Source organism: Gemmata obscuriglobus (genome assembly GCF_008065095.1).
Classification (GTDB): Bacteria; Planctomycetota; Planctomycetia; order Gemmatales; family Gemmataceae; genus Gemmata; species Gemmata obscuriglobus.
In genome coordinates, this window is sequence record NZ_CP042911.1 from 1,712,575 (window position 1) to 1,735,967 (window position 23,393).

Genomic DNA, 23,393 nt, shown 5'->3' on the forward strand with positions numbered 1-23,393 from the left:
GTCACCGGCGGGCTCGCGCCGCGCCGGCGGGCTTACGCGGCCCGCGAAACGCTGTCGCTCCGGCGGGCTCACGCCGGGCCGCTCAGGAACCCACGACCCGCCCTTCGAGCTTCCTTATGCCTGCCATCGTTCGCATCGTCGATCTAGTCAAGAATTACTACATGGGGACCCAGACCCTCAACGTGCTCAAGGGGTTGAACCTCGCGTTCGACGAGGGCGACTTCGTCGCCCTCATGGGGCCGTCCGGGTCGGGCAAGTCCACGCTGCTGAACGTGCTCGGGTGCCTGGACCGGCTGAGCAGCGGGCACTACTACCTCGGCGACGTGGACGTGTCCGAGATGGACGACGATCAGCTCTCCGAGGTGCGGAGCACCTACCTCGGGTTCATTTTCCAGTCGTACAACCTGCTCCCGCAGTACACGGTGGTCGAGAACATCGAACTGCCGCTCCTGTACCAGGGCATCAAACTCGACGAGCGGACGAAGGCGCGGTGCGTGGCCCTCGCCGAACTGGTCGGGCTCGGAGACCGTCTAGACCACAAGCCGCTCCAGTTATCCGGCGGTCAGCAGCAGCGCGTGGCGGTGGCGCGGAGCCTCGTGAACGACCCGCACCTGATTCTGGGCGACGAGCCGACCGGGAACCTCGACACGAAGACCAGCATCGAGATCATGCAGATGCTGCGGGAACTGAACCGGGCGGGCAAAACGATCATCATGGTTACGCACGAGAACGACATCGCCGAGTGGGCGCGCCGGGTGGTGCGGCTGCGCGACGGGCGGGTCGAATCCGACGTGCGGAACGACACCCGCACCATCGTCGAGATGGACCGCTGAGCGCGTCGAGCGCCGCAGGGCCGTACTCCTTACTCCGAGCCGATGAGGCGGCCCGCGAATGAGCTTACCCTACGACGCGACGACCAAGGAGCTGATCGAAACGGACCCGGCGGGTTGGGTCGCGTTCCTTGGCGGGGCCGTCCGGGCGTCCGCGGTGGGGCTGATCGACGCGGACCTCTCCACGGTCACCACGGCCGCGGACAAGGTGATCCGGGTGGACGAACCGTTCCGATGGCTGCTGCACCTGGACATTCAGACCGGACCGAGCGCGGACCTCGAGCGCCGGGTGTTCCGCTACAACGCGCTGCTGACCGCCCGGCATGGGGTGCCGGTGGCGTCCGCAGTGGTGCTGCTTCGGCGGAAGGGTAACATAGCGTGGCTGAGCGGGCACATGCCGGTTGCCCCGCCGGTCGGGCCGAGTTGGGCGTTCCGGTACCAGGTGGTGCGGGTGTGGGAGCGGCCGGCGTCTGAGTTCCTGACCGGGCCGCTCGGGTTGCTCCCGCCCGCCCCGCTGGCCGGAGTGAGCGAGGGTGATCTGCCGTCCGTGGTGCGTGGCATGAAGGCCCGAATTGACGAGCAGGTGGACCCTCCGCTGGCCGCAAAACTGTGGGGCGCGAGTTACGTGCTGATGGGACTCGCGTTCGAGCAACCGCTGATCGATGCCGTGTGCGTAGGGGTGATGCAGATGGAAGAATCCGTGACGTACCAGGCGATCCTCCGACGCGGGCTGCAAGACGGCCTTCAGCAGGGCTTGCAGCAGGGCTTGCAGCAGGGCTTGCAGCAGGGCTCGTTGAATGAAGCACGCAAGGTGATACTCCGCCAGGGGGTCAAAAAGTTCGGTTCGCCGACGGTGACACACGAGGCCGCTCTCAATGCGCTGTCGGACCTCGCGCGGCTCGACGCGCTGGCCGAAAAATTGCTCGACGTCAGCACCTGGGACGAACTCCTCGCCGGGGCGTGAGCCCGAGGCGGGCGCCTTTAACGCTGCCACTCGCCCGGTTCGGACCCGTCGCCCGTTCCGAACCACCCTCTGCCGCCGAGAACCGGCGGAAGAGGACCGTGCCCGATCCCGCGCCCCGGTACGGCTCTCGGAGACGTGAATGTTCGGTTACGATTTCTCGCTGCTGCAACTCGTCGGCCTCGGTGCGGCGGCGCTGGTTGTGGCCACCGTACTGTTTTTCGTGTTCGGCGGCGCGGCGGCGGCCTGGGTGCTCGCGCGCGTTCCGCTCGCCAGCAACACCGCGAAGCTCAAGCGGAGCGTCTCACTGGCGATGAAGAGCCTGTGGCTGCACAAGCTCCGCTCCGTGCTGTCGGTGCTCGGCATCATCATCGGGACGTGCTCGGTCATCTCGCTGATGTCGTTCGGCGAGGGGTCCATGCAGGACGCGCTCGACGACATCAAGCGCCAGGGCGCCACCAACATCATCGTCCGCAGCACCAAGCCGCCGGACGACTCGGCGACCGCCGCGAAAGGGTTCGTCACCAGTTACGGCCTGGTGCGCGACGACCTCGAGCGGTTCAGCACGCTCACGACCGATGGGGCGGTGGCGCGGATTGTTCCCATGCGGGTGTTCCCGAGCGAGGCGCGGTATTTGGACCGGCTCGTGAACGCCCGCGTCATCGGGACGACGCCCGACTACCAGGCGGTGAACAAGCTCGAAATGTCCCGCGGCCGGTTCCTGGTCGAGAACGACGACAGCGACCTCGAAAACTACTGCGTGCTCGGGGCCGAGGCGGCGGACCGGCTGTTCCCCTACGAGGACCCGCTCGGACAGACGGTCGGGATGCGGAGCCACTTTTTCGTCGTCGTGGGTGTACTGAGGGACCGGATGCCGACCGGCGGCTCCGGCGGCAGCCAGGCGGCCGAGGACTACAACCGCGACATCTACATCCCGATCCGCACCAGCAAACGGCGGTTCGGCGAGATCATCTCGGTCCGCACCGCCGGGGCGCGGATGAACGAGAAGGTCGAGTACAGCCAGATCACGCTCACCGTGGACGCCGAGGTGGACACCCCCGCGGGCCGCGCGAAGGTACAGGCGGTGGGCAACGAGATCAAAGGGATGCTGGACCGCAAGCACCCGAAGAAGGACTACTCGGTGACGGTCCCGCTGGACAAGCTCGAAGAGGCCGAGCGCGCCCAGAGCCGGTTCACAATGCTGATGGGCGTGATCGCGTTCATCTCGCTGTTCGTGGGCGGGATCGGGATCATGAACATCATGCTCGCGACCGTGACCGAGCGGACCCGCGAGATCGGCATCCGCCGCGCGCTCGGGGCGAAGCGTAAGGACATCGTGCTCCAGTTCCTCGTGGAGGCGGTGGTCCAAACGACAATCGGCGGGCTGCTCGGGGCCGCGATCGGCGTCCTGTCGGTGTACTGCGTGCCCGCCGCGTGGGAGTTGGTCCGCTCGACCGCGTGGTTCGCGTCCGAGGTGCGGCTGCCCGCGAAGCTGCACGTGCTGTCGATTTTCCTGTCGGTGGGCGTGTCGATCCTGGTCGGTATGGTGTTCGGGCTGTACCCCGCGTGGCGTGCCGCGAAGCTCGACCCGATTGAGGCCCTGCGGCACGTGTAGTGCAATCGTTCGCTACACACGCGCAAGTTCCCCCCCGCTTCGCCATTCTACCCGCGGGCGGGGGTGTTCCCCGCTCTTCCGCTGGCGGGGCGTTCGGTCCGGGGCGACCCGGCCGGGCGCCCCGTTTTCTTAAACCGCTTCGTCGCGCGAGGCAGTAAAGGCTCGTGTTCGGTGGCCGTTTTTGCGGGCACGGGGTTCAGAACCTTCGCGCTCTGGTCCGGACTGGTACAATTCCCCTGTCCCACCAATCACGGATCAGGAGACACCGATGCCAGCAACCGCGACCGACCGCGTTCCGGTCACCGTACTCACCGGCTTCCTCGGCGCCGGGAAGACCACGCTGCTGAACCACATCCTCACGGCGCAACACGGCAAGCGGATCGCGGTCATCGAGAACGAGTTCGGGGAGATCGGCGTCGACCAGGACCTGGTCATCAACTCGGAAGAAGAAATCTTCGAGATGAACAACGGGTGCATCTGCTGCACCGTTCGCGGCGACCTGATCCGCATCCTCGGCAACCTGATGAAGCGCCGGGACAAGTTCGACTACATCCTCATCGAGACGACCGGGATGGCCGACCCCGGGCCGGTCGCGCAGACGTTCTTCATGGACGACGAGGTGAAGGCCAAGACCGCCATCGACGGCATCGTGACGCTGGTGGACTCGAAGCACGTCCTGCTGCACTGGGACTCGCACGAGGTACAGGAGCAGATCGCGTTCGCGGACGTGATCCTGCTCAACAAGACCGACCTCGTGACGCCGCCGGAACTGGACAAGCTCGAAAAGCTGATCCGGAAGATGAACGCGAGCGCGAAGATCCACCGCACCACCAACGCGAAGACCGACCTCGACAACGTGCTCAACGTCCGCGGGTTCGACCTCGACCGCATCTTGGAGCACGAACCGGACTTCCTGAAGAACGGCGGCCACTCGCACGATCACGATCACGAGCACGACGACAAGGATCACTCCCACTGCGATCACGAGCACGGTAAGTGCGAGCATGACCACGATCACAAGCATGAGCACAAGACGCACGCGCTCGGGGTGATGAAAGAAGAGGAGCACGACCACGTTCACGACTCGTCGGTGACGAGCGTGGGCATCACGCTGGCCGGCGACCTCGACGTCAAGAAGCTGAACAAGTGGATGATGGAACTGCTCCAGGAGAAGGGGCCGGACATCTTCCGCATGAAGGGCGTGCTGAGCATCAAGAACGACCCGAACCGGTTCGTGTTCCAGGGCGTTCACATGCTGTTCGACGGCCGCCCGGACAAGCCGTGGGGCAAGACGCCGCGGTCCAATAAGCTCATTTTCATCGGCCGCAACCTCGACCGCGGCGCCCTCACCGAGGGCTTCAAGAGCTGCCTGGCGTAGCACAAGTCAAATCGGTCGTGGCGCCCCGGCGGTTCGCCGTGCCGGGGCGCTCGTTGCACTTGTGGTCCGTCTTTGCCGTTTACCTTTACCCTGTTGACTTGATATGGCTCGCATCAACATCTTTGGCGGCGCGAAGGCCGAGAACCGACTCCGCCCGGTGTGGCAGGCGCCGACGCCGGACCACGTCGTCGGGCTGACCTGGTCCCCGGACGGGGCCAAGCTCGCCGCCGCAACGGTCAGCGGGCCGGTCGTCGTGTTCGACGCGCACACCGGTAAGCCGCTGCACGAGCTGAAGGGGAACGGGTTCGGTACCGCGGCGATCGCGTGGCAGCCCGGGGGGAGCCTGCTCGCCTCGGTCGGGCAAGACAAGGTCGTGCGCCTCTGGGACACCGCAACCGGCGTGGAAGTTAAAGCGCTCGACGCCGGCGCGGCGTGGGCCGAGAAGGTGGCGTGGCACCCGCAGGGGCAGTTCCTCGCCGCCGCGGCCGGCAAGAAAGCGCGTGTCTGGTCCGCGGGCGGTGAGCTGGTGCGGGAACTGTCCGCGCAGGCCGGTACCGTGATGGACCTGAAGTGGCGGCCCGGCACCAACCACATCACGCTCCTCGCATACGGTGCGGCGGCTACCTACGACCCGTTTGCCGGGCTCGAACCGGTAAAGTTGCTCTCCTGGAAGGGTTCTCCCCTCGCGATGGCGTGGAGCCCGGACGGCAAGATCCTGGCCCACGGGAACCAGGACTCGACGGTTCACTTTTGGTACTTCGACGCGTCACACGATTTGCAGATGTGGGGCTACAAGACCAAGGTGCGCGAGCTGGCGTGGGACTTCAGCTCGCGGTACCTCGCGACCGGCGGCGGTCCCGTCGTGTGCATCTGGGACTGCCAGGGCGGGCCGAAGGGGCCGGAGGGCACCAAGCCGACGATGTTGCCCGGGCACGACGAGAATTCGAGCCTGACTGTGCTGGCATACCAGCACCGCGGCTTCCTGCTGGCGTCCGCGGGGAGCGACGGGAAGGTAATGCTGTGGCAACCGACAAACCGCCGCGGCGCCCAGGTCGGCGAGTTCGCGTTCCCCGGAGTGACGGAGGCGTCCGCATTGGCGTGGTCGCTCGACGACAAGTCGCTGGCTGCGGGGAGCGGGGCGGGAACGGTTGCGGTCTTCCGGGCCGGTTGAGCACTGCGAGACGCCCATGAGCAGGCAGGCACCGGCCCCGAGGACAGAAGAGTGGCTTCTTGTCTTCGGGGCCGGCGCCCGCCTGCGGATCAAACCCTTCTCATAACTGCGTCTCGGCCACTTCGATCGCACGCAGCAGGCTCGCGGCCTTGTCTACGGTTTCCTGATACTCGGTTGCCGGGACGCTGTCCGCGACCAGACCGGCGCCGGCCTGAACGTAAGCGGTTTGGCCCAGCAGCACCATCGTGCGGAGAGCGATGCAGGTGTCCATGTTGCCGCCGAAGTCCACGTACCCGACCGCGCCCCCGTAAGGGCCGCGGCGGTGCGGCTCGAGTTCGTCGATGATCTCCATCGCCCGCACCTTCGGCGCCCCCGACAGTGTGCCCGCCGGCAGGCTCGCCCGCATCGCGTCGAACGCGGTCAACTCCGGCCTCAGCTTGCCGGTCACGGTGCTGGACAGGTGCATGACGTGGCTGTACCGCTCGACGGTCAGCAGGTCGCTGATCTTCACGCTACCCAGTTCGGCGACGCGGCCCACGTCGTTGCGGGCGAGGTCCACGAGCATGATGTGCTCGGCCCGCTCCTTGGGGTCGGCGAGGAGTTCGGTCGCCAGTTGCGCGTCTTCCTCCGGGGTGGCGCCGCGGCGCCGGGTGCCGGCGAGCGGGCGGTTCGTGATGACGCCGTTCTCCACCCGGCACATGATTTCGGGCGAGGCGCCCACCAGCGTGACCGCCCCGGCGCGGAGGTAGAACATGAACGGGCTGGGGTTCACCACCCGCAGCGCGCGGTAGATGTCGAACGGCCGGGCCGTCGTTTCGGTGCGGAACCGCTGGCTGAGCACGATCTGGAACGCGTCGCCGGCGTTGATGTACTCGCGGGCCTTCTCCACCGCCGCCTCGAACCCCGCGCGGGTGAAATTGGAGGCCAGGGGCGGGCGGGCGCCCGCGGCGGCGCGGGGGGCCTTCGGGTCGATGTCGGTGAGTTGCAGGTCCGCGACGCCGCGCTGGAGCCGCTCCACCAACTCATCGACCTGCCGGCACGCGGCGGCGTAAGCGGCGCGGAGGTCGTCGTTCGCGCGGGTTCGGGCGTGTGCGACCGCCAGGATCGTTTTCGCGGCGTGGTCGAACACCACCATGCGGTCGTAGAAGCCAAAGCTGAGGTCGGGCAGCCCACGGTCGTCGTTGGGGGCGTTCGGCAGGCGCTCAACGTAGCGAACGGTGTCGTACCCGGCGTACCCGACCGCGCCACCGCAGAATCGCGGCAGCCCCGGGAGGTGCGGCGCCCGGAACTCGCCGATCATGTCTTCCAGCACGCGGAGCGGATCGGCGGATTCGCCCTCGACCGTCTTCGCGCCCTCGCGGGTGACGGTGCGGGTGCCGAACGCCTCGAACGTGCGGAACGGTCCGGCCCCGAGGAAGCTGTACCGCCCCACCCGCTCCCCACCGACGACGCTCTCGAACAGGAACGACCAGTCCCCCTCCTGGAGCTTGCAGAACGCCGACACGGGCGTGAGCGTGTCCGCGGTGAGGCGCCGGTACACGGGGACAACGGTGTGCTCGCGGGCGAGCGCCGCGAACTCGTCGAACGTCGGACGAAAGTGCATGATCGAACCCGGGATGCGACGGAAACTGGTGTTATTGTCGCGACCCGGGTTCGGAATGGCGAGCGTACCTTTGCCATGCGGTCACTTGGGCTTCGCCGACTCGATCCCTTCCAGACGCGTGATCAGCGTGCGGAGTTCGTCGAGCGTCTTTTCGTCCCCGCGGACCAGGATCGTGTTCGTGCGCGGGTCGGCCGCCAGATCCGTATTGGGGAAGAGCGGCTTGAGCGTGAGGATCATTTCATCGGCCTTGCTGACCTTGAGGGGAAATACGTTAAGGAATTTACTCGGGGGAGTTACGGCAGGACCATTCCCCCATCCCCCGCTCGGGCTTCCCCCGCTCCCCCATGTCCCGCCCGAGCTTCCCCCGCTTGAGCCCCGCCCATCCATGCCGGAACCTCCAAACCCGCCACGGCCCGAGCGGGGAGCGCTGCCTCCAGAGCCCGGGGTATCGGTTCGACTATTCCCTCCAGGGCTGTTCCCGCCCGAACTGCCTGCGGCGGCGCGAGCCGCTTCATTCCGGGCGTGGTAATCGAGGTACTGCGCTTTCGTCATGGTGCCCGATTCCGGTAACGGGATGCCGCCGCTGCGCTCGGTCACGCCCTTGAGCCACTCGCGCGTCTGCGGCGGAATCGAACCGAGGTCCACGGTGTCACCAGTGCTGTTCGTGAGCCGCTGGAGCATCTGCCATCCGCGTTCCGGGTCTTGCGTACTACGTCCGCTACCCGCGCCGGTTGCGCTACCACCCTCGCTACCCGCACCGCCCGATGCGCTTCCCATGAATGGCGAGCTAGTGGGTTTCACCTTCTTGAACACGAGGGTCAGTTCTCCCTGTCCGAACCGCTCGGAACCGCAGAACTCCCAGCCCGCATTGCCGTGCTGAGCGATGGCCGCCTCGAATGCCTTACGGTCGCTCTTGATGTCCACGAACTTGTGTTCCACGTTCGGTACGGGAGGCGTGACGGGGCCGCTGGAACTGCCCAACCCACCCGGACCGCCCATACCGGGACCGGTTCCACCAGGCATGCCACCGGGAAACGCCCCACCGGGGGGCAAGCCCGGTGCCCCACTACCACCAGGCGAAGGCGCACCACTGCCCGGCCGCCCTCGCCCCGGCTCTTGCGCGTCCATCGCCCCGGTGAGGTCCTTGATCTCTCGCACCACATCGGGCGACTGTGCGTCGGCGTGCGACAGCAGCGCCGCCCCGCCGGTTAACCCGACCGCTGCGACCAGTACGGTCGCAGTCGCCATCAACTTCGCACGCATCGTGAGCCCCTCTGTAAGCCCGCGGGCAAGCCCCGTGACAGCAGCCGAAGCCGCGCCGGGTGTTCGCGGAAACGTTTTCACCACGTCGAACAACTTCGTGGGCACGGCGCTGGCGCCGCCGGCCGCCAATCCGATCCCGACCGCCGCCGTGGGAGCGATCCCGCGCGCCGCAAGCCGGTCCAGTAACCGCTGCCGGGCCTTGCAGAGTCGCCCCGACAGCGACCCGAGCGGCCACCCCAGACGCGCCGCCGCGTCCGGTTGCGGCACCCCCTCCAGATCGCACAGCACGAACGCGACCCGCTCGGCCTCGGGGAGGTGCTGCACTTCCTCGTGTGCCGCGCGCAGGAGGGCGTTCCAGGTGCCGTCGGAAACGGGCCGGGATGCTTCCGGGCGCGCAACTTTCTGCTCGCGCGCTTTTCGCCGGGCGATCGAGCGCTTGACTCGCGTGGCAGCTCGCACCGCGACTCCGTGTAGCCACGCCGGCAGCGCCCGTCCGTCGCGGACGGTGCGTGCGGACCGGACCAGCGCGAGGAACACGGCCTGGAACGCGTCTTCGGCGTCGGCGTGGTCGGGCAGCAGGTGCCGGCACACGGCCCACACCAGCGGCCCGTGCCGTCGCACCAGTTCCTCGAACGCGGTCTGGTCGCCGTCGCGCGCGAAGCGCGACAGCAGGTCCGCGTCCGGGGTGAGGGACTCGGCCTTCCGGGCGACGGCTTGGAGCAGCGTTCGACTCATCACAAATAGGTTCCCGCGCCCGGCCGGTTCCTACTAGTGACGAGAAAAATAAAACCCCGGCCGGCGCACGTGGCGCCGGCCGGGGCAAGAAGGTTGGGATTCGCGTGTCCGTTACGGCTTCAATGGAGGTACCGGAAGCGTCATGGTCGGGGGCACAGTGGGCGCAGCTTTCTCGGGCACTGGCATCAACCTGTACTTTCCGCGAATTTGTAGGCCGGGCGGTGATGGTGGTACGTTCGGAGTAGACGAATGCCGGCCCGTCCGGGAGGATGGCGTTACCACACGACCTCCCAACCCGAACGGACGCGGCGATGCCATCTTCGCACACTCCGGCCCCGCGGTGCCAGTGGTTTTCGATTCTGGCCGGTGCCTTGGATCGGCGCTCGGGCCGGCGGTTGGCGCTGTTGTTCCTGGGGGTGCTGTTGGCCCGCGGGCGACAGGCCCGGAGTTGCTGGATCCGAGCCGCCGGGTTGTCGTCCCAGTACCGCCGCTGCTACCCCACCGCGGCCGCCGTCGGGCGCCGGGCCGAGGCCATCGCCACCCGGTTGTTGGTCGAGGTGCTCCGGCCGTTGGTGACCGGGCCGCGGGTCGTGCTCGCGTTGGATGACACCCCGACGGCGCGGTACGGTTCCCAGGTGCAAGGGGCCGGGGTGCACCACAACCCGACCCCCGGGCCGGCCGGGAGCGGGTTCGTGTACGGGCACGTGTGGGTGGTCCTCGGGTTGCTGGTGGCGCACCCGCTGGGCGGGGTCGTGGCGTTACCCCTGTTGGCCCGGCGGTACATCCGGAAGGCGAACCTGGGGGCGGTTCGGGCGGCGGACCGGCCCCCGTTCGCAACCAAGCTGACCATGGCCGTGGGCTTGGTGCGGTGGGCGCACGGGTGGCTGGCGTTGTGGGGGAAGGCGGTGTGGGTGGTGGCCGACGGGGCGTACGCCCAGGGGCCGGTGCTCAAGCCGCTGCGGAAGCTCGGGGTGACGGTGGTGAGCCGACTGCGCCGGGATGCGGCCCTGTGCTCGGTGCCACCGGCGCGAGTACCCGGGCGGCCCGGGCGGCCGCGGGTGTACGGGACCGAGCGGGTGTCGCTGGCCAAGCGGGCCGCCCACCCCGGCGGGTGGAGCACCGGCATGTTCACCGTGTACGGGAAGTCGGTCGAGAAGCGGTACAAGACGTTCGTGGCCACGTGGCGCCCGGCCGGTGGGGCGATCCGGGTGGTGTTGGTGGACGAGCCCCACGGATGGGTCGCGTTCTTCGGCACCGACACCACCGCGACCGTGGCCGACATCCTGGAGCGGGTGGCCGACCGGTTCACCCTGGAGACCTGTTTTCGGGATCTCAAACAAGTCGCCGGGGCGGGTCAGCAGCAGGTGCGCGGGGTGCCGTCGAACGTGGGGTGCTTCCACCTGTGCGCGTGGGCCCACACCCTGACCGAGGTGTGGGCCTGGAACCAGAACGCCGAGGCCCTGGTGGGGCACCGATCCGCATCCCCGTGGGACGACCCGAACCGGCGCCCGAGCCACGCGGACAAGCGCCGGGCCTGGCAACACGAGCTGTTGGCCCAGGAGATTCAGGCCGTTGTGGGCGAGCACCACGACCACGCGAAAATCCGCGACCTCGCCCACCGGTGCTTGGATCTGGCCGCGTGAGCGCGGCCGATTCGCGGAAACTACAGAGCAACGGGATCGCATGCGACGAAGGAGCATGCGCTGGCATCGGCTGGGCGGCCGGCGCCGCTTCCTGCGGGGGCGCACATATGACAGGAGGCAACTCGATGCCGCAATACGCTTCGGCCTTAAACGCGATTGTAAGTTGGTCGCTCGCTGCAACTTTCTGGGCCACAAGCCCCGGACCCGCGATCGGGGTGATCGAAACCGTTTTGGTTGTGAGTGAGGTCAGCGTTCCGGCTGTGGCTTGGTCCCGGATCGCCTTTTGTTGAAACAGGTCGTAGGCGATCCGCTTTACCTCCGCCTCGGGAATCACAACTGCACCCTTTTCGTTCGCTATCGCCATCGCCCCGCAGGAGCAGGGAACGGTGATGTTGCCCAACTCAAACACGAGGTCAATTTTGTAATCCTTGGCCGCGATCCCGGTCGGCTGCGCCCAAGTGAGCTTCAAGTCGCCGGACACCTTGGTGGCAACGGGTGTGTATCCGCTCGGCTTTTCGGGGCGCAGTGCGTACGTAACAGTCACCTCGGCTTTTGCGGCCGAAAAGCCCGCAGCGGGCGGAGCGGGAGCCGGCTTTGTACCGACGACCGGAATCAGCAACTCGCGAGTCACTCCGTATGGGGTAGCGACGTGGATCGTGGCCTTTGCACTATGGGCTAGCGGTAGGGCGCCCGCCTCCACCTCCACTTGCATCACTTGGTGGCTGAGTAACGTCACTTTCTTGACAGCTAGTGGTGCGGTACTTGTTTAGCGCGCCGGTAGTAGAACCGGTCGAGGTAGGAGCCGGTTTCCGAAGCATCGCAACGTGTGGCTGACGTGATCCACGACCGAGAGGGTCCGGCGGCGGCACGTCTCGAACACGGACATCAACACGCCTTGCGCCTTCGCGCCCGCGGCGGTCCGGTTCCCGCCCCACACCTTGCGGTTCACAACCGCGGGGCGAATCGCCTGCTCGGCCTTCCAGTTGGTGGGCTCGACCCGCGGGTCGAACACGAACGTAAACCACTGCTCGAAATGGTTCCACAGGTGCTTCGCCAGCGTCACGTACGCCGGCACCGCCCGCGGTCGCGTCACCAACTCCAGCAGGCGGTCGTCGAACTGCGACCGGTGCGCGTCCCGTTGGTCGTCGGTCCACGTCCCCGGCGCGTACTCATTCCGCCAGTGGATCGCCTCGGTGAACCGCGCGATCACCTGGCGCGGGAACCGCACGGCCCCGCGGGTCGCCCGCTCCAGCAGTTCCCGCGCGCGGCGGAGCACATGGGCCAGGCACTGCTGGTGGATCGCCCCCTCGAATCGCTCGTAGGAGGCGAACCCGTCGTGGCTCAGGACGCCCGACCAGTCCGCCCCGATCACCCGCTCCAGGGCGTCGGCGCTGCGTTGTGAGTCGATGGCGTACGCGGTGTCCCGGTCACCGACCCACGCGTGGGGCCAGGCCGTGTGCCCCCCGATCCGCCACCCGGTCTCGTCCGCCGCGATCGGCTCGGACGACCGCACGTGGTCGAGGATCCGCTGGTAATCCGGTTCCAGCTGTAGTTTCCGCGAATCGGCCGCGCTCACGCGGCCAGATCCAAGCACCGGTGGGCGAGGTCGCGGATTTTCGCGTGGTCGTGGTGCTCGCCCACAACGGCCTGAATCTCCTGGGCCAACAGCTCGTGTTGCCAGGCCCGGCGCTTGTCCGCGTGGCTCGGGCGCCGGTTCGGGTCGTCCCACGGGGATGCGGATCGGTGCCCCACCAGGGCCTCGGCGTTCTGGTTCCAGGCCCACACCTCGGTCAGGGTGTGGGCCCACGCGCACAGGTGGAAGCACCCCACGTTCGACGGCACCCCGCGCACCTGCTGCTGACCCGCCCCGGCGACTTGTTTGAGATCCCGAAAACAGGTCTCCAGGGTGAACCGGTCGGCCACCCGCTCCAGGATGTCGGCCACGGTCGCGGTGGTGTCGGTGCCGAAGAACGCGACCCATCCGTGGGGCTCGTCCACCAACACCACCCGGATCGCCCCACCGGCCGGGCGCCACGTGGCCACGAACGTCTTGTACCGCTTCTCGACCGACTTCCCGTACACGGTGAACATGCCGGTGCTCCACCCGCCGGGGTGGGCGGCCCGCTTGGCCAGCGACACCCGCTCGGTCCCGTACACCCGCGGCCGCCCGGGCCGCCCGGGTACTCGCGCCGGTGGCACCGAGCACAGGGCCGCATCCCGGCGCAGTCGGCTCACCACCGTCACCCCGAGCTTCCGCAGCGGCTTGAGCACCGGCCCCTGGGCGTACGCCCCGTCGGCCACCACCCACACCGCCTTCCCCCACAACGCCAGCCACCCGTGCGCCCACCGCACCAAGCCCACGGCCATGGTCAGCTTGGTTGCGAACGGGGGCCGGTCCGCCGCCCGAACCGCCCCCAGGTTCGCCTTCCGGATGTACCGCCGGGCCAACAGGGGTAACGCCACGACCCCGCCCAGCGGGTGCGCCACCAGCAACCCGAGGACCACCCACACGTGCCCGTACACGAACCCGCTCCCGGCCGGCCCGGGGGTCGGGTTGTGGTGCACCCCGGCCCCTTGCACCTGGGAACCGTACCGCGCCGTCGGGGTGTCATCCAACGCGAGCACGACCCGCGGCCCGGTCACCAACGGCCGGAGCACCTCGACCAACAACCGGGTGGCGATGGCCTCGGCCCGGCGCCCGACGGCGGCCGCGGTGGGGTAGCAGCGGCGGTACTGGGACGACAACCCGGCGGCTCGGATCCAGCAACTCCGGGCCTGTCGCCCGCGGGCCAACAGCACCCCCAGGAACAACAGCGCCAACCGCCGGCCCGAGCGCCGATCCAAGGCACCGGCCAGAATCGAAAACCACTGGCACCGCGGGGCCGGAGTGTGCGAAGATGGCATCGCCGCGTCCGTTCGGGTTGGGAGGTCGTGTGGTAACGCCATCCTCCCGGACGGGCCGGCTACAGTGGACCCCATTGTCTAGACCAAAAAGTTGCTATCCTTCGCTACTGTTTCGTCGGGGCCTTCGTGGCTCCGACGCCATACACCTGAGCCGGGGTGCGGTAGTCCAGGGACTGGTGTAACCGCTCGGTGTTGTAGAACCCGAAGTACGCCCGGAGCCCACTCTCCAGGGCCGGCACCGACTCGTAACCCTTGAGGTACACGTCCTCGTACTTGACGCTCCGCCACAGGCGCTCCACGAACACGTTGTCCAGGCACCGGCCCCGCCCGTCCATGCTCACCGCGACCCCGGCCCGCTCCAATCGCCCGACCCACGCGGCGGCCGTGAACTGGACTCCCTGGTCCGTGTTGAACACCTCCGGCTTGCCCCGGCCCAAGGCCTCCTCCAGCATGTCCTGGCAGAATGACCCGTCCAACGTGTTGGACAGTCGCCAGGCCACCACGTACCGGCTGAACCAGTCCATCGTTGCGGCCAGGTACATGAACCCGGTGGGCATCGGGATGTACGTGATGTCCGTGCTCCACACCTGATGGACCCGGTCGATGGCCACGCCCCGCAACAGGTACGGGTACACCTTGTGCCCGGACCCGACCGACAGCTTGGGCTTGGGGTACAGGGCCTCCAACCCCATGATCCGCAACAGCCGCTGCACCCGCTTGCGGTTCACCTCGTGGCCCTGGGTGCCCAGCCACGCGGCCAGGCGCCGGCTCCCGTAGAACGGGCACGTCGTGTACTGCTCGTCGATCAACCGCATCAGCGTCAGGTTCTCCGCGCTCTCCGGGGTCGGCTCGTAGTACACCGTCGAGCGGTTCAATCCGATCAGCTCGCACTGGCGCCGGACGCTCAGCTCCGGGTGCTCGGCCTCGATCCGGGCACGCTTGGCCTCAGCCGAGGGCGGCCGATTTTTTTTTCACCCAGTCGAGTTCCACCTTGAGGCGGCCGATCTGCTCGTACAACTCGGTCGTCTTGTCTTCCGGGGGGCCGGTGCCCTTCGCCCCCGAGGCGAACACGGCCTCGGCCCCGGTGAGCAACTGCTTCTTCCACCCATGAATCAGGGTCGGGTGGACGCCGTGCTGACTCGCCAGTTCGTTGATGGTCTTGTCGCCCTTGAGGGCCGCCAGCGCGACCTGGGCCTTGAACGCCGCCGAGTGACTCTTCCGCTTGCCCGCCATGGGTTCCCCTTTCCTGGGCCTCCGGTATAGCTTAACCGGCGGTCCAGTTTTCGGGGTCCACTATAAACATTCGTCTACTCCGAACGTACCACCATCACCGCCCGGCCTACAAATTCGCGGAAAGTACAGCTGTTAAACGAGGTCGGGAAGCCCTTCTGGAGGGCGGAGCGTACGTTCCGTGACTCGCGAAGACCTTTTACCTGCTCTGATTGACTTTGGTCTGCATTTAACGATTCGAACGCATCGGCGATCTCTTTTGTCGCGAATTTCACGAAGGCGTCGTGCAACCGCTTGTCCGCCTTCACGGCTTTCGCCAGCTCCATTGCCTCTTTATCATTGTTTCTTGATAGATAGTCGTTTAGCTGCGTAACGACGCGCACGAACACCTGGAAGTCGGCATCGAGCAGCCCGATTACTTTCTCGTCGCCGAGCACTTCGGTGAGCGGGAAGGCGAGCTGGTGGAGCAGGTCGTTGATGAGCAAGTTGCGGAACGTGGTAGGCAGCAGGTCGTCACCGAGTGCCGGCGTCAGGGTCATGGTGATTTCGGCGCCGTGGCCCTTGTCAGTGTGCTTCCCGGGCAACACTGAAACGGGGATGCGGAACAATTGGAGCGAGTACCCGGGCGAGTCCGCCGTATCGTCGCCCTCGTTCGTCCGGCGTATCTGGGCGAGCAGATCCAAGTACCGCTTCTTTTGCTCAAAAACTCGCTCTGGTTCTAGGCCTATCTGGAGCTTCGTAGCGCTACCATCCTTACCAGTGAAAAAGGCCTGAAACCTGTTTGGGTCGAATGCGGTACCAGGCGGGGTGAAGAAAAAGTTCGGATCACTCGCTGCGGCAACTGTCACGTTACCATCTTTATCAACACTCGACGTCAGACCAACCGGCAGCAGTTGCGGCGTTTTATCTTTTGTTGCTCCGAGCGAAGCCCTAAGGCCGTTGTACTCAGCGCGAACGCCTGATCGGATCGGGCAACCGATCCTTGTAGTGCTTCCTTGAACTGACCCAATTCCTTCAGCATCTCTTGCTCGAACTGCTCGCGGTAAAGGGTCAGCCGAGCCTGCCCCCAGACATCGGGCACCTTGGGAACTACACTGCCGTGCCAGTCGATGTGCTTCTCCACATGGTCCAGATCACCTGCTGCGGTCAGCACCGTCGGGTTGTGAAGAACCCGTGGAGCGAACACCGCTTTCGGGCAGTCGCCACCTTCGACACCATCCACGCATGGCGCCGGTTTAATGAGCGTCTGACACGCCGCCAGTGCGAGCGGGAACGCGACCACCGCACCTCGCCCGATCCGCCGTAATCCCGTTCTCATGAGCGAATCCCCCGGTTTACCCATCCCATCTGGGCGATCCCGAACGATCGGGACACCGACCATGCTGGGCGACTAACTGTCTCTGAAACGATCGACTTTTATGGTCGGTTGAATTGGAGGTATTGTGTGGGTTGTGAGCGTTCGAGATTGCGCTACTGGTCCGGTAATGTCTCAAGACCGTGTCGGTCACGTTTGTCCGCCATCTTCCTTTCGGGCGCTTGACTCGCCTGTACGCCGGGGGAGAATGGCGCCCGTGCCCGTCTTCTCTCCCGGAGCCTTCCCGTGTCCACCGCCACCGCGCCCGCGAAGCCCAGGCCCACCAAGCCCCGCGTCGCCGACCAGCAACTGCTGATCGGCGGGAAGTGGGTCGACAGCGTGTCCGGCAAAACGTTCGAGACCCTCGACCCGGCCAGCGGCGAGGTCATCTGCCGCGTGGCCGAGGGCGATAAGGCCGACATCGATTTGGCGGTGCGCGCCGCCCGGGCGGCGCTCGAGACCGGCCCCTGGGGGCGGATGAACGCCAGCGAGCGCGGGCGGCTCATCAACAAGCTCGCCGACGCGATCGAGGCGCACAAGGAGGAGCTGGCCGCGCTCGAGTCGCTCGACAACGGCAAGCCCATCGGCGACTCGCTCGCGGCCGACCTGCCGCTCTCGATCCAGTGCTACCGGTACTACGCCGGCTGGGCGGACAAGGTGTTCGGCCAGACGCTGCCCATCAACGGCCCGTACTTCTGCTACACCCGGCACGAGCCGGTCGGCGTCGTCGGGCAGATCATCCCCTGGAACTTCCCGCTCCTGATGCAGGCGTGGAAGTGGGGGCCGGCGCTCGCGTGCGGGAACACGATCGTCCTCAAGCCGGCGGAACAGACCCCGCTCACGGCCCTCCGCGTCGCGCAACTCGCACAGGAGGTCGGGTTCCCCGACGGCGTGGTGAACGTCGTGCCCGGGTTCGGCCCCACGGCGGGCGCGGCACTGTCGGGGCACATGGACGTGGACAAGATCGCGTTCACCGGCGAGACCGGCACCGGCAAGATCGTGATGACCGCGGCGGCGCAGTCGAACCTGAAGCGGGTGTCGCTCGAACTCGGCGGCAAGTCGCCCAACATCGTGTTCGCCGACGCCGACATGGACGCCGCGGTCGAGGGCGCGTACTTCGGGCTGTTCTTCAACCAGGGGCAGTGCTGCGTCGCCGGGTCGCGGTTGTTCGTGCAGGAGAGCGCGTACGACGAGTTCGTTCACAAGATCGTCGCGAAGGCGAAGGGGCGGAAGGTCGGCGACCCGTTCAGCACGGACACCGAGCAAGGCCCGCAGGTGAGCCAGGAGCAGTTCGACCGCGTCATGGGCTACATCGACGCCGGCCAGAAGGACGGGGCGAAAATGCTCGCCGGCGGCGGCCGGGTCGGTGAGAAGGGGTACTTCGTTCAGCCGACCGTGTTCACCGACGTGACCGACGAAATGAGGATCGCGAAGGAAGAGATCTTCGGCCCCGTGATGAGCATCCTGAAGTTCAAGGACACCGACGAGGTGCTCGCCCGCGGGAACCGCACGAACTACGGTCTGGCGGCGGCGGTGTGGACCCGCGACATCGGCAAGGCGCTGCGGCTCTCGAACGGGCTCAAGGCCGGGACCGTGTGGGTCAACTGCTACGACGTGTTCGACGCCGGCGCCCCGTTCGGCGGGTTCAAAATGTCCGGCATCGGGCGCGAGCTGGGGCAGTACGCGCTCCAACTCTACACCGAGGTGAAGACGGTCACGATGGCGCTGTGATGATCCGTGGGCGCAAGAGTCAAACGGCCGTTTCGTCGAGAAACGGCCGTTTGGCTCTTGCGTCCGCAAATGCGGGACGGTAAGTTCGGAATCAGATCGCACGTTCGTCCGACTCGCACTCGCCTTTGCGTCCGTTACACATCACAGGGCTTTATCATGAAGGCTCCGCCTCTCCCGCGGCGCGGGTTCACGCTCATCGAGCTGCTCGTTGTCATCGCGATTATTGCGATCCTGATCGGGCTCTTGCTACCGGCCGTTCAGAAGGTGCGCGAGGCCGCCGCGCGCATGAAGTGCTCCAACAACCTCAAGCAGTTCGGGCTGGCGATGCACGGGTACCACGACGCGGTCGGACAGTTCCCGATCGGCGCCCGCAACAACCCGCGCCAGACGTGGGTGATGTACCTGTGGCCGTACATCGAGCAGACCGCGCTGTCCAGCAAGATCGACTACAACACCCAGCAGTTCTACCTGCCGCCGGCGACCGTCGGCAACTCGATGAGCGGGCTGTGCGGCGCCCGGGTCGCCATCTACTACTGCCCGAGCGACGCCGGCTCGGACCTGAACTCGGCCAGCGCGTACTACCAGCGCGCCCGCGGCAACTACGTCGTGAACTGGGGCAACGCCCGGTACGACGCGGCCCCGCCCGCCCAGCTCGCGCCGTTCTACCACACCGGCGGGAACCGCGGCACGCCCGGCAAGGTGGTGATGACCAGCATCAGCGACGGCACCTCCAACACGCTGATGCTGTCCGAAACGCTGATGACCAAGAGCCCGGACGACAACGACTGGCGGGGCGACATCCACAACGACGACGGGGTGTTCAAGTTCATGACCATCACCACCCCCAACTCGTCCGCCCCGGACGTGGTGAACTGGGCCGTCGGGACCGACCCGATGATGCCGTACACCACCTCCGGCTCGCAGTACAGCGCCGCCCGCAGCCGCCACACCGGCGGCGTGAACGCGGCCCTGTGCGACGGCAGCATCCGGTTCTTCTCGAACAGCACCACGCTGAGCACGTGGTCCGCGATGGGGACCATGAACGGCGGCGAAGTGTTCTCCAACTAATAACCGGAGGCGGCGATGCGCGTTCTACGATTCGCGGGTGCGGTCACGGCGTTCGCCGCGGCCGTCGCCCTGGTCGGGTGCTCCGACGGGCCGGAACTGGCCGACGTGTCGGGTACGGTGAGTTACGACGGCAAGCCGCTGGACGACGGGGCGATCACGTTCGTTCCGGCGGACGGCAAGGGGGGGACGGCCGGGGGCGTGATTAAAGACGGGAAGTACACCGCCGCGCGGGTGCCGATCGGGCACACGAAGGTCGTGATCTCGGGCAGCAAGGTGGTCGGCAAGAAGAAAGTCTACCCGACCCCCAACAGCCCGGAGATGCCCGTAACCGCCGAACTGCTGCCGCCGAAGTACAGCGACCCGGCCAAGACCGAACTGGCTCACGAGGTCAAGAGCGGCACGAACGAGAAAAACTGGGAATTGGGTAAGTGACGAACGCGCGTCCCCGAGTCGTTCTCGCTCTGGGACGCGGTTGATTGACAATTCGCCGCGCGAGTCAACGGAGCGGGTACGGGGCGATCTTCTCTTTGGAGCCGGGGCGCACTAATTTCGTATACGCTAAAATTTCGGGTTGCTGAAGCGACGTCACGGGGAGTTCCTGCAAAAGCAGGGCGTTTCGACCCGAAAATTTAGTGTCGACGGAGCGCTAGCGTCTGCGCGCGGATGGGCGCCCGCTGTCACGCTTCTTCGGGGCGTGGCAACGGGTGCCAGTGAACGCCGGCCGTTACTTCTTGGCGGTGTGCTTGCCGAGGAAGTTCCGCATGAGGGAAGCAATCTCGTCGCCGTGCGATTCGAGAGCGAAGTGACCGGCGTCGAGTAGGTGAAACTCCAGTGTCTTGAGGTCCCGCTTGTACGGCTCAGCCCCTTCGGCTGGGAAGATCTTGTCGTTCTTGCCCCAGGCGATCAGCACCGGCGGCTGGTGCTTACGGAAGTACTCTTGCCACTTCGGGTACAGCGGCGGGTTGCTGCCGTAGCTCAGGAACATGTCGAGCTGGATCTCGTCGTTCCCCTTACGGTCGAGCAAGAACTGGTCGTGGGCGGCCCCGTCCGGGCTGACCAGTTCGGGGTGCTTCAGTCCGTGCGTGTACTGCCATTTGGTCGCGTCGTAGGTGAGCAGGGCGCGGAGCGCGTCGCGCTTCTCTTTGTTGTTCGGGTCCTTCCAGCACGCCTTGACCGGCTTCCAGAACTCGTTGTCGAGTCCCTCTTCGTAAGCGTTGCCGTTCTGCACCACAATGGCCGTGATCCGCTCTGGGTGCGCGGCCGCCAGGCGATAACCCACCGGGGCGCCGTAGTCCTGCACGTACAGCGCGTACGTGTTGAGTTCGACCTTCGCGGTGAACTCGTCGATCACCTTTGCTAAATTGTCGAACGTGTACGCGAACTTGTCCCGCGGCGGCATCGAGCTGTGGCCGTAGCCAGGGTAGTCCGGAGCGACGACGCGGTACTTGTCGCCGAGCGCCGGGATCAGGTTGCGGAACATCTGCGAGCTGGTCGGGAAGCCGTGCAGCAGCAGCACCGCGGGCGCATCTTTCGGGCCGGCCTCGCGGTAGAAGATGTCCAAATCGCCGACCTTCACCGTCTTGTGCTGCACTTTAACCGGCCGCAGGTCCGCCGCTGCTGCGGGCGCGCCGAGGACCAGCGCGGTAACCGCTGACAGGAACAGCATTGCTGAGCGCGTCATACTCACCTCACAGAAAAGAACCGGGTTTGAAGGGTCCGATCGGTATTAGAAGCGGCGCACCGCTGGCGCTCGTTCCCGACACGGCCGTGGGGCGTCCTGCCGGATCAAATCGAGCCGGGGCGACCCCTCAGTGGCGAACCTGGCGGCCAGCGTGAGGATTTGAGTTCAGACGGCTGAGCTGCGCCCCGGGGCAAGCTCAGCCTCCCTCGGCCCTCGCTATTACCAAGCGTTGGGGCTGGACAACGATTTCGACCGGGGGTGTGATCCGGCTGGTGCGCACCTTCTGGTGACGATATCTTGAGTAATTTGTGGTGCGGGCGTCTTTAACGGCCACAATAGCGAGCGAAAGGCATGACATAGACAGGCGTGCCGGGAGGGTAGGTGTGGGGTGAGCTATCGGAGGCCGAAATTGCAAAGGTGATGTCCGTCACCTTCAGTCGGATGACGGGTTTTCTATGATGATAATAATGAATATAATATATATTTTAACTGTATGTTTAATTATTATTTTGTTAATATTGATATATTATAATTGATTCGCTAGATCACGTTGGCTGAATCGACCTTCCACCAAGGCAGACGGTTCCCTGGTTTCACACATTGAGCGGGCGGCCCGCGTAGGTCCACTTGTAGGGCTTGGCTCGCGTCCGGTTGTAGTACGCGATGTACGCCAGTATCTTCTCACGCAGGTCCGCCACCGAACGGAAGTTCCCTCGACGCAACATACGCCTGGCCAGCACGCGGAACCCGATCTCCACCTGGTTCCGCCACGACGTGTGCTTGGGCACGTACACGAAACGAACCCGGTGGCTCGCATCCGTCAGGAACGCCTTCCGCGTCGCCACCGACTTCAGAATGCCACTCTTCCCCTTCTCCCCCAGCGACTCCGCCGCGATCCCGCACAGCGACGCCACCCACAACACCAGCGTCGCCGAGGTGTGCGTCGTCAGGTTGTCCGCCACGAAGATCCACCCCGCCTCTGGGTCCGTCGCCACCGTCTGTTCGATGTGGGTGGCGAAGTCCTTCTCGCCCCGCGTCGCCTGAACCGTCGGGGCGATCGCCTGACCCGTTGCCACCGCGAAGTTCCCGATCAAGCACTGCGTCCCATGCCGCTTGTACTCGAACTCGACCTTTTCGGTCTGACCCGGCCGCATCGGCCGGGTCGGGGCGATCCGCTCCTTCGCCTGGACCCCCGTCATCTCGTCCACGCACACCGTGTGAACCCCGGCCTTCGACCGATCCGGGGCCGCCGGGTAGCAGTCGCACACCTCCCGGACGTGTTGGGCGAACGCCTCGGGATCCTTGGGGTTCGCGTTCAGCCAGTACCGACTCCGATGGGGCTGGAGTTCGGCACTTTTAAAAAGCGTCCGACGTGGCGGACGGAGATGGCCGGAACGATCCCGCGTGCCACGACCTCCTCGGCCAACTCGGCCGGGGTCCAGTGCGTCACGGGTCGGCCCGAATCCTCCGGCGGCTCACACGCGACCGCGATGATCCGGGCGATCGGGTCGGGAGCAAACGTCCCCGGGCAACCGGACCTGGGGTTGTCACTCAGGACATCCTCGATCGCCGTCTCCAGGGCCGAGAGACCTTCGAGGCACTCGATGCGGACCAGGGTGTCGAAGACGTCCGCCCAGCGTCGCCGCCAGATCCCGACGGCGGGCCGCTCACACCCGAGTGGCTCGGCGATCGGTCCGTTCTGCAGGCGGTCGAAGGCGAGCAGGATGATCTCGGCTCGCTGTGCCAATCCCCGCGGGCAGGAGCGGGACCGAACCCACCGTTGGAGGATCTCTTGCTGCCGCTCCGTGATGACCACCTTGGCGGCCTTCCCTGGCATGACCGGCTCCGCACGGGGTGTCAATCTGGGATACCCCGCGAGGATGACGAAACTCCCGTCGTGATGGAAGGCCGATTCAGCCAGCCTGATCTAGCGATCGAGAGTGATCGCCACCAACGAGCGACTGCGCATCCCAACCGGCACTCATGTCGCAGCAGATCAGCCAAAGCGAACAAGCACTTGATATTAGACGTGAGCTAAGGAGCCCAGCTTGAAGTTTGTTCCGCTTGCGAAGCGAGCGGTCGCCAAACCGTTCGGCCTCGCTGGGAGCGGAGGCCCGAAGCACCGCTCAAGAACTCGCCCGCACTGCAGGTTCGAATTGCGGGAAGTGTAGCGAATCGACGGGAATCAAAGCCGGTCGGTATCAGTTCGAGACTTGTCGTGATCGA

19 protein-coding genes are annotated in these 23,393 nt (G+C 66.2%); 9 read left to right on the forward strand and 10 right to left on the reverse strand.

Features of this window, described 5'->3' with window-relative positions:
* Nucleotides 1–116: 116 nt before the first annotated feature.
* From GobsT_RS07125 to GobsT_RS07145, 5 genes are all read left to right on the forward strand, one after another.
* The gene (locus GobsT_RS07125; protein WP_010034564.1) at nucleotides 117–833 is read left to right on the forward strand and encodes an ABC transporter ATP-binding protein; all 717 of its coding nucleotides are present in this window, start codon (nucleotides 117–119) and stop codon (nucleotides 831–833) included.
* Between the two features lie 58 nt (nucleotides 834–891).
* The gene (locus GobsT_RS07130) at nucleotides 892–1,794 is read left to right on the forward strand and encodes a DUF4351 domain-containing protein (protein ID WP_010034563.1); all 903 of its coding nucleotides are present in this window, start codon (nucleotides 892–894) and stop codon (nucleotides 1,792–1,794) included.
* Nucleotides 1,795–1,933: 139 nt separating this feature from the next.
* Nucleotides 1,934–3,406: an ABC transporter permease gene (locus GobsT_RS07135; protein ID WP_010034562.1), complete on the forward strand. Its 1,473-nt coding sequence runs from the start codon at nucleotides 1,934–1,936 to the stop codon at nucleotides 3,404–3,406.
* 268 nt (nucleotides 3,407–3,674) lie between these two features.
* The gene (locus GobsT_RS40440) at nucleotides 3,675–4,784 is read left to right on the forward strand and encodes a CobW family GTP-binding protein (protein ID WP_010034561.1); all 1,110 of its coding nucleotides are present in this window, start codon (nucleotides 3,675–3,677) and stop codon (nucleotides 4,782–4,784) included.
* 103 nt (nucleotides 4,785–4,887) lie between these two features.
* Entirely contained in the window at nucleotides 4,888–5,955 is a 1,068-nt protein-coding gene (locus GobsT_RS07145; RefSeq protein WP_010034553.1) for a WD40 repeat domain-containing protein, read from the forward strand.
* A gap of 100 nt (nucleotides 5,956–6,055) precedes the next feature.
* Here GobsT_RS07145 and trpE read toward each other — a convergent pair whose 3' ends face one another.
* Together trpE and GobsT_RS07155 are read right to left on the reverse strand one after the other, a co-directional pair.
* Nucleotides 6,056–7,558, reverse strand: a complete 1,503-nt coding sequence (gene trpE, locus GobsT_RS07150; protein WP_010034549.1) for an anthranilate synthase component I — start codon at nucleotides 7,556–7,558, stop codon at nucleotides 6,056–6,058.
* An 81-nt stretch (nucleotides 7,559–7,639) separates the two neighbouring features.
* The gene (locus GobsT_RS07155; protein WP_010034546.1) at nucleotides 7,640–9,556 is read right to left on the reverse strand and encodes a sigma-70 family RNA polymerase sigma factor; all 1,917 of its coding nucleotides are present in this window, start codon (nucleotides 9,554–9,556) and stop codon (nucleotides 7,640–7,642) included.
* Nucleotides 9,557–9,867: 311 nt separating this feature from the next.
* Here GobsT_RS07155 and GobsT_RS07160 point away from each other — a divergent pair, with 311 nt between their 5' ends.
* The gene (locus tag GobsT_RS07160; RefSeq protein WP_010034542.1) at nucleotides 9,868–11,199 is read left to right on the forward strand and encodes an IS701 family transposase; all 1,332 of its coding nucleotides are present in this window, start codon (nucleotides 9,868–9,870) and stop codon (nucleotides 11,197–11,199) included.
* 766 nt (nucleotides 11,200–11,965) lie between these two features.
* On the opposite strand, the gene tnpC is transcribed toward GobsT_RS07160, so the two are convergent.
* The 5 genes from tnpC to GobsT_RS07185 all read right to left on the reverse strand — a co-directional run bounded on the left by tnpC (nucleotide 11,966) and on the right by GobsT_RS07185 (nucleotide 16,615).
* Entirely contained in the window at nucleotides 11,966–12,775 is an 810-nt protein-coding gene (tnpC, locus tag GobsT_RS07165) for an IS66 family transposase (protein WP_010034543.1), read from the reverse strand.
* Nucleotides 12,772–14,103, reverse strand: a complete 1,332-nt coding sequence (locus tag GobsT_RS07170) for an IS701 family transposase (protein ID WP_010034542.1) — start codon at nucleotides 14,101–14,103, stop codon at nucleotides 12,772–12,774. The genes tnpC and GobsT_RS07170 overlap by 4 nt, the downstream gene beginning before the upstream one ends.
* Nucleotides 14,104–14,207: 104 nt before the next feature.
* Nucleotides 14,208–15,336 (reverse strand): IS3 family transposase gene (locus tag GobsT_RS07175; RefSeq protein WP_417936319.1). Its coding sequence is split into 2 segments (ribosomal slippage): nucleotides 14,208–15,056 and nucleotides 15,058–15,336, totalling 1,128 coding nucleotides; the frame shifts between segments, so codons are not numbered across the junction.
* 74 nt (nucleotides 15,337–15,410) lie between these two features.
* Nucleotides 15,411–16,016, reverse strand: a complete 606-nt coding sequence (locus tag GobsT_RS07180; protein WP_109571231.1) for a hypothetical protein — start codon at nucleotides 16,014–16,016, stop codon at nucleotides 15,411–15,413.
* Between the two features lie 191 nt (nucleotides 16,017–16,207).
* Nucleotides 16,208–16,615, reverse strand: a complete 408-nt coding sequence (locus GobsT_RS07185; RefSeq protein WP_010034540.1) for a hypothetical protein — start codon at nucleotides 16,613–16,615, stop codon at nucleotides 16,208–16,210.
* Between the two features lie 318 nt (nucleotides 16,616–16,933).
* On the opposite strand from GobsT_RS07185, the gene GobsT_RS07190 reads away from it, so the two are divergent.
* The 3 genes from GobsT_RS07190 to GobsT_RS07200 all read left to right on the forward strand — a co-directional run bounded on the left by GobsT_RS07190 (nucleotide 16,934) and on the right by GobsT_RS07200 (nucleotide 19,918).
* A complete protein-coding gene (locus GobsT_RS07190; RefSeq protein ID WP_010034539.1) occupies nucleotides 16,934–18,418 on the forward strand; it encodes an aldehyde dehydrogenase family protein in 1,485 nt (494 codons plus the stop codon).
* A gap of 156 nt (nucleotides 18,419–18,574) precedes the next feature.
* A complete protein-coding gene (locus GobsT_RS07195) occupies nucleotides 18,575–19,486 on the forward strand; it encodes a DUF1559 domain-containing protein (RefSeq protein ID WP_010034530.1) in 912 nt (303 codons plus the stop codon).
* 15 nt (nucleotides 19,487–19,501) lie between these two features.
* Nucleotides 19,502–19,918: a hypothetical protein gene (locus GobsT_RS07200; RefSeq protein WP_010034528.1), complete on the forward strand. Its 417-nt coding sequence runs from the start codon at nucleotides 19,502–19,504 to the stop codon at nucleotides 19,916–19,918.
* 292 nt (nucleotides 19,919–20,210) lie between these two features.
* On the opposite strand, the gene GobsT_RS07205 is transcribed toward GobsT_RS07200, so the two are convergent.
* The 3 genes from GobsT_RS07205 to GobsT_RS07215 form a co-directional block, all read right to left on the reverse strand.
* Nucleotides 20,211–21,167, reverse strand: a complete 957-nt coding sequence (locus GobsT_RS07205) for an alpha/beta fold hydrolase (RefSeq protein ID WP_033197781.1) — start codon at nucleotides 21,165–21,167, stop codon at nucleotides 20,211–20,213.
* A 593-nt stretch (nucleotides 21,168–21,760) separates the two neighbouring features.
* Entirely contained in the window at nucleotides 21,761–22,435 is a 675-nt protein-coding gene (locus tag GobsT_RS07210; protein WP_010034521.1) for a transposase, read from the reverse strand.
* Between the two features lie 47 nt (nucleotides 22,436–22,482).
* Nucleotides 22,483–23,004 carry a helix-turn-helix domain-containing protein gene (locus GobsT_RS07215; protein ID WP_010034520.1) on the reverse strand — a complete coding sequence of 174 codons (522 nt, stop codon included), beginning with the start codon at nucleotides 23,002–23,004 and terminating at the stop codon, nucleotides 22,483–22,485.
* Between the last annotated feature and the right edge of the window lie 389 nt (nucleotides 23,005–23,393).